Raw genomic sequence first — 12,569 nt, 5'->3', positions numbered from 1 at the left:
TCGCATGGCGGAATTCGTGCGGGATATTCGCCATTTCATGCTAGGCATTTGCTCAGGATGATTTATTGCGAGCGGTAATTCATATCCATTTTTGAAAAGGCACTGTGGCATGGCGATCAAATTCGCGTTGAAAGACAATGAGCCGAAATCCGCTTCGGCAAATACGGGCAAGCTCAAGACCGAGGCAAAGGCCGATCCGGCACCCGGTGCCGATGAGATCGATTGCCGATCCTTCCGGCAGCGATCTTTTTGATGGCAAGCCAGCCGAGCCAAAGCGCAAACGCAAGAAGTGATTGCGCACTAGCCGCTGTCACCAGCTCCAATATTGCGCAGGCGGGTCAGCTCGGCCTCGAGCGTTTTGATACGTTCATCGCGCTCAGCGACGATCGCCTCGACCTCGGCTGCTTCAGATCGCAGCGGGATATGTTGCGGGCAATTCATGTCCCAGGCCGCGACCTCGAACAGGATCACCTGCTCCGGCCGCGCGCGGTAATTTTCCGGCATCAGCTTCGCCATGAGGCCGGCGTCACCCTCGACCACGCGCGCTTTGCCCCAAAGTTTTACCCGCTGGCGTGTGCGGTAATCGATGAGGAAGAGATAGGCTTTCGCATTGTCGGCGAGATTGCCTTGCGTGATGTATTGGCGGTTGCCGGCGAAATCCGCGAAGGCGATGGTCCGCTCATCGAGGACATGCAGGAAACCCGCAGGCCCGCCGCGATGCTGGATATAGGGCTGGCCTTCGCTGTTGGCGGTGGCAAGGAACACGCTGATCTGGCTTTGGATGAATTGCGCAAGGTCCGGCGTAATGCCCGTGCGCCACGCGCCGCGCTGCTCCATGCCGGCATAGCCGTCGCGCGAGCCCTTGCGGGTCTGGATCGATTTGACCGTCGGCGTGAAGGCGACATCGCTGGAAAAGACGGGTGCGGATGACATGGCCGGATCCTTGGGATTCGTGATTGGCCCATGAGAATAGCTTCTTCCATCAAATCGCTGTAGAAGGGATTATCGGAAGTATTCCTCCCGAAAAATGGAAGATGCCATGGATCGCCTCGATGCAATGACCGTTCTCATCGCAGCCGTCGAAACCGGCAGCCTTTCGGCCGCATCGCGGCGCCTCGCCATGCCGCTCGCCACCGTGAGCCGGAAAGTTGCCGATCTCGAGGCGCATCTGAACACGCGTTTGCTCATCCGTTCGAGCCGCCACCTGTTGCTGACGGATGCCGGACGCGCCTATGTCGAAGCCAGCAGGGCCATACTTGAACAGGTGGACGAAGCCGAGCGTGCCGCCACGGGCGAATACACAACGCCGAAGGGTGATCTCACAGTCACCGCGCCGGTCGTGTTCGGACGCCTGCATGTGCTGCCGGTCGTGGTAGAGTTTCTCAAAGCCTTTCCCGAGATCAATATCAAGCTGAGCCTTAGCGATCGTCTGGTCAATCTGGTGGAGGATCATGTCGACCTTGCGATCCGCATCGGCAATTTGCCGGACAGCAACATGGTTGCAACCAAAGTGGGTTCGATCCGGCGTGCGGCCTATGCGAGCCCGGCCTATCTGGCACGGCGCGGCATCCCGCAGCGGCCGGAAGACCTTGCCTTGCATGACTGCATCACATTCGAGGGGTTCACCTCACCAAGCGTCTGGACGTTCATGCGCGGCAGGAAAGAGGTCGCCGTGCCGGTTCATTCCCGGCTCAGCATGACCACAGCGGAAGCGGCGGTTGATGCGGCAGTAGCGCAACTTGGGGTGACGCGGCTGCTCTCATATCAGGCCGCGCGCGCCATCGCCGCAGGCGAACTGCAGATGCTGCTGGAGCCATTCGAGCCGCCGCCGTGGCCGGTCAGCGCCATCTACCTTGCACAGGGGCTGGTCCCGCTGAAGCTGCGGGCCTTTCTGGATTTCGCCGTCCCGAGATTGAGGGCCGGCGACCGCATAGCGGGTTCGGATCAGCTTTTCTGAAAGGCGAGATGGGCGCCGAGCCCAACAAGCATCGCGCCACCGGCACGCTGCATGAGGCGCTGCGCGTGGCTTGAGCGCCGCAGCCTGGAAATTACCGCACCCGCGAGTATCACGCACACGATATCGGCGGACGAGAACATCAGATTGACGATGGTTCCCAGAATGACGAACTGGACCCAGACCGGAAACGCAGCGGATGCGTCGATGAATTGCGGCAGGAAAGCCATGAAGAAAATCGCGGTCTTCGGATTGAGAACCTCGACGCTGATGCTTTCGAAAAAGGCGCGCCGCCCGGATTTCACTTCGATGCCGGGCAGGGCAACTTCGCCTTGCGCCTTGGCGCGGAACAGCGAGATGCCGAGCCAGATCAGATAAGCCGCACCGGCAAATTTGACCGCCATGTAGAGCATGGGCACGGCGTGAAAAAGCACCGATAGCCCGGCGGCGGCGGCAATGACATGCACGTAACAACCAAGATGAATACCAAGCGATGCCATGAGGCCCGCGCCGCGGCCGCGCGCTATCGTCTGTGCTGCAGCATAGAGCATGGCCGGACCGGGGATATAGGCGAAGATCGCCGTGGTGGCGAGAAAGGCAATGAACAGCTCGGTCGACGGCATGCTTTGGCTCCTGTCGCAATTCCAGATCGTCGGGTCCGACTAGACAATGCCTTGGCCGCAGATTCAAGGAGAAGTGACAGGCCACGCACTACCATCGATAGTTGTTGAACAGCTTATCCTGCAGTTTCCTCGTAAAGCTGCCGTTGACGTTACGCTTGGTCGAATATTCTTCCATATCCGATCCGTCGAACTCCTGTACGGTCGTCATATCGGACCTGATCTCCGCCGACACGGCGAAACCGTCAGCGCCGGGAGTAAGCGTCCGGTTCGGAAGGCGCTTGCCGTTGACTTCAAGCGCATAGGATACTTTTTGCCCGCGAACATTGGGTGGCAGCTGGAATGCAAAGGTGACATCAGAGCCAGGATTTGCAATGTATTTCTGGTAGTAGTCGCGCGAACCGACAAAGATTGACGCTGCAATGACCGCCTCGTCGCTGGTCGCGTTCGAGACGGTGAACGCAAGCTGGCCTTCGGTCAGACCGTTCTTCCCCGGCCGCTTTGATCCGCTGAGAAATCCGCCTTTGTCGCTGACGCGATGAACCATCGCCGGCGCGTAATAGCTTTCCGCTGGGTCGGTCACGGCTGGCGGGTCGATCGGCGCCCCCGTAAGCGGTCCCTTGTACGGCGTGAGTGTCATGATGGCTGCAATGATGCCAACGCCAACGCCAAATGACTGTTTGCGGTCCTTTGGCTGAAAGACAAAGCAAAGCGCCGCTGCGAGGATGACCAGAAGCGACAAGGTCCAAAGGGGCTGGACGGTCAGTTCAAGATGGCGCGCCGACACCTTGGTGATCTTTTCGACCGCGGATGCTTCTTCCTTCTGGACCAGATCAGCAACCGCGGCGATAAAACCGCCAATCGCGGCACAAATGTAGATCGTTCCTGTATTGATGGTGCTGTTCAGCGTAAAACGCTGGCTGATTGGCCCGGGTGTATCTTGAGTAGACATGTCTTACTCCCCCCAAAACAATTCCTTTTCCCAAACGGATATTATAGCACCCGCGCTGTTTAGATTAAATGGATTAGGGGGCGGGGAACCTACTTACTTCGGGTCAGGAATAGCGGGGAAAAATTGTCTCCGGGCGGTCTTCAAATGGGCATAACCGAACAAACGGGTGGCGTCCCGCGATGCGGAGATCCCGAAATATTGGCAAACCCGTTCTCTGCCTTGATCTGGAATCATATCCTGGAATTGGAAGAGGCAATGGTAGCGAAGGCTCGTTTCGAGCGTTCCCCCCAAAGAAGGCAGTTCGATCCTCCGCCGCACTCGATGCCGTCGGTATTGGGAAGTTTACAGCATAAATCCTGTGCTGCTACTTTGAGGCACCGTGCAACAAGGGATTGAAAAAATGAGACCAAAACGCCTGTCACAGACAGGAGTGTTTGCAGCCCTTGGTGCAGCCGCACTCTTCGGTGCTGGAACTCCGCTGGCCAAGTTGTTGCTCACATCTGTCAATCCGTGGATGCTTGCCGCACTTTTGTACTTGGGTTCGGGTGTCGGCCTCAAGATTTATCGTTGGGTCAATCAGTCGCCCGCCGCAGGTCTAACGCGTGCAGAATTACCGTGGTTTGTCGGCGCCGTAATATCGGGGGGCGTGATTGGTCCGGTTCTCCTGATGTTTGGGTTAACCGGCATGCCTGCCTCCGGCGCTTCGCTGCTTTTGAACGCCGAAGGCGTATTTACTGCACTGCTTGCGTGGTTCGTTTTCAAAGAAAATTTTGACGGGCGTATCGCGGTTGGGATGGTTGCAATTGTCGCAGGAGCAATGGTCCTCAGTTGGCCTGGCGATGCGAAGTTCGCCGGACTGTGGCCTGCTCTGGCGGTCCTTGGGGCGTGCCTAGCATGGGGCATCGATAACAATCTAACGCGTAAAGTCGCGTTATCGGATGCCACATGGATCGCATCCGTTAAGGGGCTTGTGGCAGGAGGCGTTAATCTCGCACTCGCAATATTGGTTGGTGCGTCAGTTCCCCCGACGTTGAACATAGCCGGTGCAATGGTAGTAGGGCTTTTGGCCTACGGGGTAAGTCTTGTGCTATTCGTAATAGGGCTGAGGCATCTTGGGACCGCTCGCACCGGCGCGTACTTTTCGATTGCCCCATTTATCGGGGCGATGCTTGCCGTTGCCATGGGTGAGCCTGTTACCTTGCCACTTTTATGTGCGGGAGGGCTGATGGCGGCCGGAATATGGCTTCATCTGATAGAACACCACGAACATTTGCACACTCACAAGCCGATCGAGCACGATCATGAACACATTCACGACGAGCACCATCAGCACCGGCATAATTTTGCTGTCATGCCCGGCGTCAAACATAGCCATAGACACAAGCACGAGCCTATAAGCCATACGCACGCCCATTTTCCCGACCCACATCATCAACATGATCATTAGGAGAAGCTCACGGGTAAGCGTACGAGCTTTGGACCAGTGCGCTTGAATGGTAGCGAAGGAGGGATTCGAACCCCCGACACAAGGATTATGATTCCTCTGCTCTAACCTACTGAGCTACTTCGCCCCACATTTCATCGCGACCCGTCAATGGTTTGCCTGCAAAGGAGACCGGAGGTGCGCGCTGTCATTCACTTCAAGCGGGTGACAGGGACGTGGGCGGATATATGTGGGGAGCAACAGCCTGTCAAGCGATCTTCTGGAGCAATCGCAGATGAATGACCAAACGGCCATATCGCGCTGCGGGCCTGTTGTGCTACCAACCACGCATCATGATTTTGCCAGCCTGCTGCGCAATTGCTCACATCCAACACTTGTCATCGTTTCCGGCTCCAGATAATGGATGCCGTCATGAACAAGGCTGAAAAGATGGCTCCACGGATTGCAGTGCTGGGTTGTGGTTATTGGGGCAGCAACCATATCCGTACATTAAAGAGCCTCGGTGCTCTTTATGCCGTCTCCGATCAGAACAGCGATCGCGCTGCGGGCTTTGCCGCCGAGCAGGGCGTTTTACACATCGAAGCCGACGATCTCTTCACTCACCCGGACGTAGACGCCATTGTCATGGCATTGCCGCCGCAATTTCACGCGGAAGCTGCAATCAGGGCCGTGACCAATGGCAAGGACGTGCTGGTTGAAAAGCCGATCGCCCTGACGGTGCCCGATGCGGAACGCGCCGTAAAGGCTGCGCACGACAATGGCCGCATCTTCATGGTCGGGCATGTGCTGCGCTTTCACCCCGCCTTCGAGAAATTGCTGGACCTCGTCAAGGCCGGCGACCTCGGGAAAGTGCGCTACATCCACTCGCACCGCCTTGGCCTCGGCAAATTCCATACGGAGAACGATGCGCTCTGGGATCTTGCCCCGCACGACCTTTCCATGATCCTTGCGATAACCGGCACGGAGCCGCTGGAAGTGCGCGGCGAGGGCGCTGCCGTGCTCGATCACCTCAGTGATTTCGCCCATCTGCATTTGAGCTTCCCCAACAATGTGCGCGGCCATCTCTTCGCCTCGCGGCTCAACCCCTACCGCGAGCGCCGCCTGGCCGTCGTCGGAACCAAGGCCATGGCCGTGTTTGACGATATGGAGCAATGGGACAAGAAACTCGCGGTCTACAAGCATTCGATTTGGCAGGACAACGGCCAGTGGGCTTCGACCACCGAAGAGCCGACCTATATCAAGGTCGCGCAGGGCATGCCGCTGACGCGGGAATGCCAGAATTTCATCGAAAGTATCCAGACGCGCGTTCAGCCAAAGACGGATGGCGAAGAGGCAATCCGGGTCTTGCGGATTTTGACGGCGGGAACTGTCGCGCACAATAAGAGCTGATAGCAACAAGCGCTTGTCGAGGGGCGAACCACGCATTGTGGACATGCAATCGCATTGCCCTGCGTTTCAAGCGTTGTTACAAGGCCCACGCCTTGTTAAAGGATGAGGCAAACTTTGAATGGCGGCCTCTGGCAGACCTCGAGCTGCCATTTTAAAGAGCTGGCTTGACCGTTGTCCGCGGCAGATTCGCGGCGACATTTGATATTGGAGCAATGATGCAGTTCATCGATCTCGGCGCACAGCGTGAACGGATTAGCGGCAAACTCGATGCGGCGATCGCTAAAGTCGTGCGCGAAGGCAAGTATATTCTCGGACCGGAAGTAGCCGAGTTCGAAAAACGCCTGGCCGACTATGTCGGCGTCGAGCATGTGATTGCCTGCGCCAATGGCACCGATGCACTGCTGATGCCTTTGATGGCAAAGGGATCGGTCCGGGCGATGCGGTGTTCTGCCCGAGCTTCACCTTTGCGGCGACAGCGGAAGTGGTGGCGCTTGCCGGCGCGGAACCGGTTTTCATCGATGTCGACGCCGACACCTACAATATCAATGTGGAGCAGCTCGAGGCAGCGATTGCCGCTGTACGCGCCGAGGGCCGGCTGCAGCCGAAGGCGATTATTCCGGTCGATCTGTTCGGACTTGCGGCCAATTACACGTCGCTTTCCGCCATTGCGGCGCGGGAAGGCCTGTTCGTGATCGAGGATGCGGCGCAGTCGATCGGCGGCAAGCGCGACAATGCCATGTGCGGCGCCTTCGGCGATGTGGCGGCGACGAGCTTTTATCCGGCCAAGCCGCTCGGCTGCTACGGCGATGGCGGCGCGATGTTCACCAATGATGGCGCGCTGGCGGAGGTGCTGCGTTCGGTGCTGTTTCACGGCAAGGGCGAGACGCAGTATGACAATGTGCGCATCGGGCTGAATTCTCGCCTCGACACAATCCAGGCGGCGATCCTGATCGAAAAGCTCGCCATTCTCGAAGATGAGATGGAAGCGCGGCAGGCTGTGGCGAAGCGCTATGCCAATGGGCTGAAGGATGTGGTCAAGGTGGCGCATATGCCGGAAGGCTCGCGTTCGGCCTGGGCGCAGTATGCGATCGAAACGAAGAACCGTGACGCGCTGAAAGCGCACCTGCAGGCCAACGGCATTCCGTCGGTGATCTATTATGTAAAGCCGCTGCATCTGCAGGTGGCCTACGAGCACTATATGCGCGCGCCAGGCGGTCTGCCGGTTTCGGAGACCCTGCCGAAGAACATTCTCTGCCTGCCAATGCATCCTTATCTTGGCACGGCCGACCAGGATCGCATCATCGGCACGATCCGCGATTTTCTTGGCGAGTAGGCGGACGCTGGTGCTGGCTTTCTCTCCCGCAAGGGAGAGAAAAAGGCGCTAGGCCGCCGCGTGCCCCTGCTGCGCCAGGCGCTTGAGCATGGCCTCCGCCTGCGGTGCGCGTTCAGAACGGCCAATGAAGCCGCCGCCGAAGACGCGGGCGGTATTGCTGTCGTCCGAATAGAGAACGCAGGCCTGCCCCGGTGCGATGCCGCTTTCGCCATCGACCAGTTCGACCCATGTTTCACCGTTGTGGTTGTGCAGGACGGCCGGGCGCGGCGGGCGCGTGGAACGGACCTTCGCATAAACCTCGACCCCGCCTTCCGGAATATCCGCCAACGGGCCATCGCCGAGCCAGTTGACGTTGCGCAAGAATACTTTGCGGGTTTCGAGCGCTTCGCGCGGGCCGACGACCACCCGTGCATTGGCTGCGTCGAGATGGATGACATAGAGGGGATCGCCAGTGGCGACACCGATGCCGCGGCGCTGGCCGATCGTGTAATGGACGATGCCTTCATGACGGCCGAGCACGCGCCCATCGATGTGAACGATATCGCCGGGGTTGGCCGCTTCCGGCTTGAGCTTGGAAATGATGTCCGAATACTTGCCCTGCGGCACGAAGCAGATGTCCTGGCTGTCCTGCTTGTTGGCGACGGTCAGACCAAGCTCCTCGGCAATGGCGCGGGTTTCCGGCTTGGTCAGTCCGCCGAGCGGGAAGCGCAGATAGTCGATCTGCTCCTGCGTCGTGGCAAAGAGAAAATAGCTCTGGTCCTTGTCGGTATCGACCGGGCGGAAGAGGGCGCGATGCGCACCATTGGCATGACTGCGGATATAGTGGCCGGTTGCCAGTGCATCAGCGCCAAGATCGCGCGCAGTCTGCAGAAGATCCGCAAACTTGACGGTCTGGTTGCAGGAAACGCAAGGGATCGGCGTCTCGCCGCTGACATAGCTCGCAGCGAACGGATCGATCACGGCTTCGCGGAAACGGGCCTCATAATCGAGCACATAATGCGGAATGCCAAGACGCTCTGAAACACGGCGCGCATCTTCGATATCCTGACCGGCGCAGCAGGAGCCGGCGCGGTGGGTCGATGCGCCATGATCATAGAGCTGCAAGGTGACGCCGACCACATCATAGCCCTGGCGTTTCAAGATGCCCGCCACGACGGAAGAATCCACGCCGCCAGACATGGCAACGACGATACGGGTGTCTTCCGGCTTTCCCGGCAGATCGAGATTATTCAGTGTCATAAGCGGATCCGGTTCTTTGCAGCGGCATAAAGGCGCAGCGCACTTGTCGGCTCTATATAGGTTATTGACCTTCGCTTGCCAACAGGAAGTCGCAACCGGGGCGCTTTTCTTGATCCGTGGGAAAGGCAGACTTTCGCTATCAAAACGCGGATAGTCCGGACGATGCGCCAAAGCTCAATGAAAATACTGCCGGTCCGTTAACTGAGGTTACCAGAGAGTGACCAGGCGTTTAGGCAATTGTTAAAGCCCTCACTGTAATGTCGGCTGCGATAGGTCTTGAAGTTTAGTGTAGAGAGTACAATGACCGATCTTGTTCGACCGAGAGTAAAATACGTAATCGGCCCGGATGGCAGCCCGCTGACCATCGCCGATCTTCCACCCGCGAACACGCGGCGTTGGGTTATTCGCCGCAAGGCTGAGGTGGTTGCCGCTGTGCGCGGTGGTCTTCTTAGTCTTGAGGAGGCTTGCCAACGCTACACTTTAACGGTGGAAGAGTTCCTGTCCTGGCAGTCCTCGATCTCCGATCACGGGCTGGCTGGTCTTAGAACGACCCGGATACAGCAATATCGTCATTAGATGATGGTGCAATGAGTGAGGAAAAGGCTGGTCGCGAGACCGGCCTTTTTCGTTTGCAGATCTATGCGGCAGTTTTTTCTTCCCGCGCGATGAAATGTGTTGCTACCGCCGACAATATTGCGGAGGCGGTGAAAAACCACAGGCCCGGCTGGGCGATCGCAGTTGCGAGCCCGCTGGTCTTGGCCCCGAAAATGACGAGGGCGACGAGCAGTACATCCAGCATCGACCATTTCGACAGGATAGTGATCCAGCGATGCAGAATATGTGTGGCGGCGGTCACTTGCGCTGCCGCCAGCTGCGCGACTGCCAGCTTGGCGATCGGCAGGATCACGGAAAACAGCGTCACGATAACGGCCAAAAGCCAGTCGCCGTCCCTCCAGAGGGTCGTGACAATAGCGAGGAGCGAAGGGTTCTCGTCGAAGAAATACAGCTTGCTGACATTCATCAGCGGCATGGTCAACCCGAGCGCAAGGGAGAAAGTGGCGATGAAGAGAAAGATGGGAATAAGAAATCTTGCCGGCATGCTGATCCCGAACCAAAGCTGATCGAGGATATGCATGGAGGAAACAATTGGTGCACGTCAAGGACGAACGATGGTAAGGACCGCCTTATCACATTCGCTTGTACCCGATTGACGCTTCCCATGGATGAAATCCATACTAGGGTTCTTGGGTGTGTCGATATTCACGCCATGGCGGCTGCAAATGGCGCTTTTCTGCGATCCGGGGCTCATGTATGGGAATGTACACTGCGCCCGATCGTCAAAAACCGCCATTTCCGCCTTGCTTGACATGAAACTCGACGCGTCCTTGAGCGCCGCCCCATTGCCGCCAGTTATTGAGAATATCTGAATTCTTGATGAATTGATCGACACAGAACATTGGATTGAAGCCCTTTATGCGTACCAAATTCGCCTTGCTGTTTGTTTTGCTGGCCTTTGTTTCCTCCGCCCAGGCGCTGGAGACCGGTTCGCCGCCAGTGCTGGCGCCGGTAGAGGACCAGGCGAAGGCTGCGCATCTGAGCGCGCAGATTCTGTCACATTACCACTATAAGAAGGTGCCTTTGGACGACGCCTTGTCTGCCAAGATCATCAGTCGTTACATAGAATCACTCGACCCGGAGCGCTTTTTTTCCTGCAGTCCGATATCGATCAGTTCATGGCCAGTAGGGATAAGATCGATGATGCCATTTACAGCGACGATCTGAGCATCCCGTTTGCCATCTTTAATGTGTATGAGCAGCGCGTCGTAGAGCGCCTGAGTTTCGCCCGCGAATTGCTCAATAACGGCTTCGATTTCAGTCAGAACGAAGACTATGTGGTCATGCGCGAAAAGGAGCCCTGGCCGAAATCCGAAGCGGAGAGCCGGGAATTATGGCGCAAGCGCGTGAAGAACGACTGGCTGCGCCTGAAATTGGCTGGCACGGCCGACGCAAAAATACGCGAGACCCTTGGCAAGCGGTATGGAAACTTGCAGGCACGGGCCTACAAATACCAGAGCAATGATGTCTTCCAGACGTTCATGACTGCCTACACGACCTCGATCGAGCCTCATACGGACTATCTTGGCGTAGCAGCGGCATCGGATTTCGACATTTCGATGAAGCTTTCACTGGTGGGTATCGGTGCCGTGCTCCAGGAGCGTGACGAATACACGACGATACGGGAGCTGGTGCCGGGTGGTCCGGCACAGCTATCGGGCCAGCTCGCGGTCGGCGACAGGATCGTTGGCGTGGCGCAAGGCAAAGACGGCACATTGGTGGACGTCGTCGGGACGCGCGTGAACGAAGTTGTAAAATTGATACGGGGCGAGAAAGATACGGTGGTCCGGCTGGATATATTACCCACGGACGCCGGGCTCGACGGCAAACATCGCCTGGTCACGCTGGTGCGAGACAAGATAAATCTGGAGAAACAGGCCGCCAATAAAAGCGTCAAGATCGTAAAGGACGGCGATATCGCGCGCAAAATCGGCGTGATTTCGCTACCCACATTCTACGAAGACTTCGATGCGCGGCGGCGTGGTGACAAGAACTATCGAAGCGCAAGCCGCGATGTCGCCAAGCTGTTGGATGAACTGGAGGAAGATAAGGTCGATGGCGTGGTTATCGATCTGCGCGACAATGGCGGTGGTTCGTTGCCGCAGGCCATCGAGCTGACCGGCTTGTTCGTGGGCAAGGGCCCGGTTCTGCAGCAGCGCAACGGCGACGGCGAGATCAAAGTAAATGGAAACACCCGTGGCAAGGCGCGCTGGACGGGTCCGCTTGCCGTTCTCATCAATCGCGGATCGGCCTCTGCTTCCGAGATTTTTGCCGCAGCCATACAGGATTACGGCCGGGGCGTCATTATTGGCGAACCGAGTTTTGGCAAAGGCACGGTTCAAACAGTGGTCGATCTGGATGAGGAGGCGCGCAATGCGAAGCCGGCGTTCGGTGAGTTGAAGATGACGGTAGCTCAGTTTTTCCGCATCAATGGCGGTACCACGCAGCTTCGCGGTGTGACGCCGGATATCAGCCTGCCTGGATTCGCGGACGAGGAAAAGCTGGGAGAGTCGAGCTATGACAATGCCTTGCCGTGGCTGCAAATCAAGCCAGCGGATTATTCGCCTCTCGGTGATATCAAGCAGGCGCTGCCAGAACTTCAAAGGCGCCACGATGCCCGATCCAAAAATGACAAGGATTTTAGCGATCTGGTGGAAGACGTGAACGAATTGAACGAGTTGCGCCGGAAGCGCGTAATCTCACTCAATGAGACCGAGAGGCGTGTTGAACGAGACCGTCAGGTAAACCGTTTGAAGGCGCGCGAGGCAGCTGAGGGCAAGGGTTCCGTGTCACCGGCCGATCTTGTATTCCAGGAAGATGGAATGCAGGCCAACGAGCGCAGCTTGAGCGCCGATATCGCGAGCGAGAAGGCACTGAAGGATGCTAAAGACGTCCTCCTGGACGAGACCGTGCATATTCTCAATGACGCATCAGAACTCCTGAAAATCCAGTCGGCAAAGAACAATTGAAACAACACGTCAGGCAGCGCGCCAAAGTTGAGCGCTGTGCCGCAATATGAAAGA

11 protein-coding genes, 1 tRNA gene and 2 pseudogenes are annotated in these 12,569 nt (G+C 57.5%); 7 read left to right on the top strand and 7 right to left on the bottom strand.

Going from position 1 to position 12,569, the window contains the following annotated elements:
- The first annotated feature begins 109 nt into the window (after nt 1-109).
- Nucleotides 110-253, top strand: a complete 144-nt coding sequence (locus N8E89_RS03170) for a hypothetical protein (RefSeq protein WP_262261106.1) — start codon at nt 110-112, stop codon at nt 251-253.
- Between the two features lie 47 nt (nt 254-300).
- Here N8E89_RS03170 and N8E89_RS03165 read toward each other — a convergent pair whose 3' ends face one another.
- Nucleotides 301-933, bottom strand: coding sequence for a pyridoxamine 5'-phosphate oxidase family protein (locus N8E89_RS03165; RefSeq protein ID WP_262261105.1), 633 nt, complete (start codon nt 931-933; stop codon nt 301-303).
- Nucleotides 934-1,039: 106 nt separating this feature from the next.
- Between N8E89_RS03165 and N8E89_RS03160 the strand changes: the two genes are divergently transcribed.
- A complete protein-coding gene (locus tag N8E89_RS03160) occupies nt 1,040-1,957 on the top strand; it encodes a LysR family transcriptional regulator (RefSeq protein WP_262261104.1) in 918 nt (305 codons plus the stop codon).
- Here N8E89_RS03160 and N8E89_RS03155 read toward each other — a convergent pair.
- The gene (locus N8E89_RS03155) at nt 1,945-2,577 is read right to left on the bottom strand and encodes a LysE family translocator (RefSeq protein ID WP_113172104.1); all 633 of its coding nucleotides are present in this window, start codon (nt 2,575-2,577) and stop codon (nt 1,945-1,947) included. The genes N8E89_RS03160 and N8E89_RS03155 overlap by 13 nt on opposite strands.
- An 88-nt stretch (nt 2,578-2,665) precedes the next feature.
- The gene (locus N8E89_RS03150; protein ID WP_262261103.1) at nt 2,666-3,526 is read right to left on the bottom strand and encodes a hypothetical protein; all 861 of its coding nucleotides are present in this window, start codon (nt 3,524-3,526) and stop codon (nt 2,666-2,668) included.
- Between the two features lie 379 nt (nt 3,527-3,905).
- Here N8E89_RS03150 and N8E89_RS03145 point away from each other — a divergent pair, with 379 nt between their 5' ends.
- Complete coding sequence (locus N8E89_RS03145) at nt 3,906-4,973, top strand: DMT family transporter (RefSeq protein ID WP_315975673.1); 1,068 nt, start codon at nt 3,906-3,908, stop codon at nt 4,971-4,973.
- A 47-nt stretch (nt 4,974-5,020) separates the two neighbouring features.
- On the opposite strand, the gene N8E89_RS03140 is transcribed toward N8E89_RS03145, so the two are convergent.
- Nucleotides 5,021-5,097 (bottom strand) — tRNA-Met (locus N8E89_RS03140).
- A 302-nt stretch (nt 5,098-5,399) separates the two neighbouring features.
- Between N8E89_RS03140 and N8E89_RS03135 the strand changes: the two genes are divergently transcribed.
- Nucleotides 5,400-6,359, top strand: coding sequence for a Gfo/Idh/MocA family protein (locus N8E89_RS03135; RefSeq protein WP_106664273.1), 960 nt, complete (start codon nt 5,400-5,402; stop codon nt 6,357-6,359).
- Nucleotides 6,360-6,454: 95 nt separating this feature from the next.
- Here the strand turns inward: N8E89_RS03135 and N8E89_RS03130 are convergent, their stop codons facing one another.
- Entirely contained in the window at nt 6,455-6,727 is a 273-nt protein-coding gene (locus N8E89_RS03130; RefSeq protein WP_262261996.1) for a hypothetical protein, read from the bottom strand.
- Here N8E89_RS03130 and N8E89_RS03125 point away from each other — a divergent pair.
- A pseudogene (locus N8E89_RS03125) lies at nt 6,611-7,692 on the top strand (DegT/DnrJ/EryC1/StrS family aminotransferase). The gene N8E89_RS03130 and the pseudogene N8E89_RS03125 sit on opposite strands and share 117 nt — an antisense overlap.
- Before the next feature lie 48 nt (nt 7,693-7,740).
- Here the strand turns inward: N8E89_RS03125 and mnmA are convergent.
- On the bottom strand, nt 7,741-8,931 hold the full coding sequence (gene mnmA / locus N8E89_RS03120; protein WP_210203748.1) for a tRNA 2-thiouridine(34) synthase MnmA: 1,191 nt from the start codon (nt 8,929-8,931) through the stop codon (nt 7,741-7,743).
- A 300-nt stretch (nt 8,932-9,231) separates the two neighbouring features.
- On the opposite strand from mnmA, the gene N8E89_RS03115 reads away from it, so the two are divergent.
- On the top strand, nt 9,232-9,507 hold the full coding sequence (locus N8E89_RS03115; protein WP_081816000.1) for a CtrA inhibitor SciP: 276 nt from the start codon (nt 9,232-9,234) through the stop codon (nt 9,505-9,507).
- A gap of 61 nt (nt 9,508-9,568) precedes the next feature.
- On the opposite strand, the gene N8E89_RS03110 is transcribed toward N8E89_RS03115, so the two are convergent.
- Nucleotides 9,569-10,030 (bottom strand): paraquat-inducible protein A, encoded by a 462-nt coding sequence (locus N8E89_RS03110; protein WP_262261100.1) that lies wholly within the window; start codon nt 10,028-10,030, stop codon nt 9,569-9,571.
- Between the two features lie 374 nt (nt 10,031-10,404).
- On the opposite strand from N8E89_RS03110, the pseudogene N8E89_RS03105 reads away from it, so the two are divergent.
- Nucleotides 10,405-12,515: pseudogene (locus N8E89_RS03105) on the top strand (carboxy terminal-processing peptidase).
- The last annotated feature ends 54 nt before the right edge of the window (nt 12,516-12,569 follow it).

This window comes from Phyllobacterium sp. A18/5-2, from assembly GCF_025452215.1.
Taxonomy (GTDB): domain Bacteria; phylum Pseudomonadota; class Alphaproteobacteria; order Rhizobiales; family Rhizobiaceae; genus Phyllobacterium; species Phyllobacterium sophorae.
Note: the sequence above shows the minus strand (reverse complement) of the source record. Positions and strands in the feature narration are given on the sequence as shown.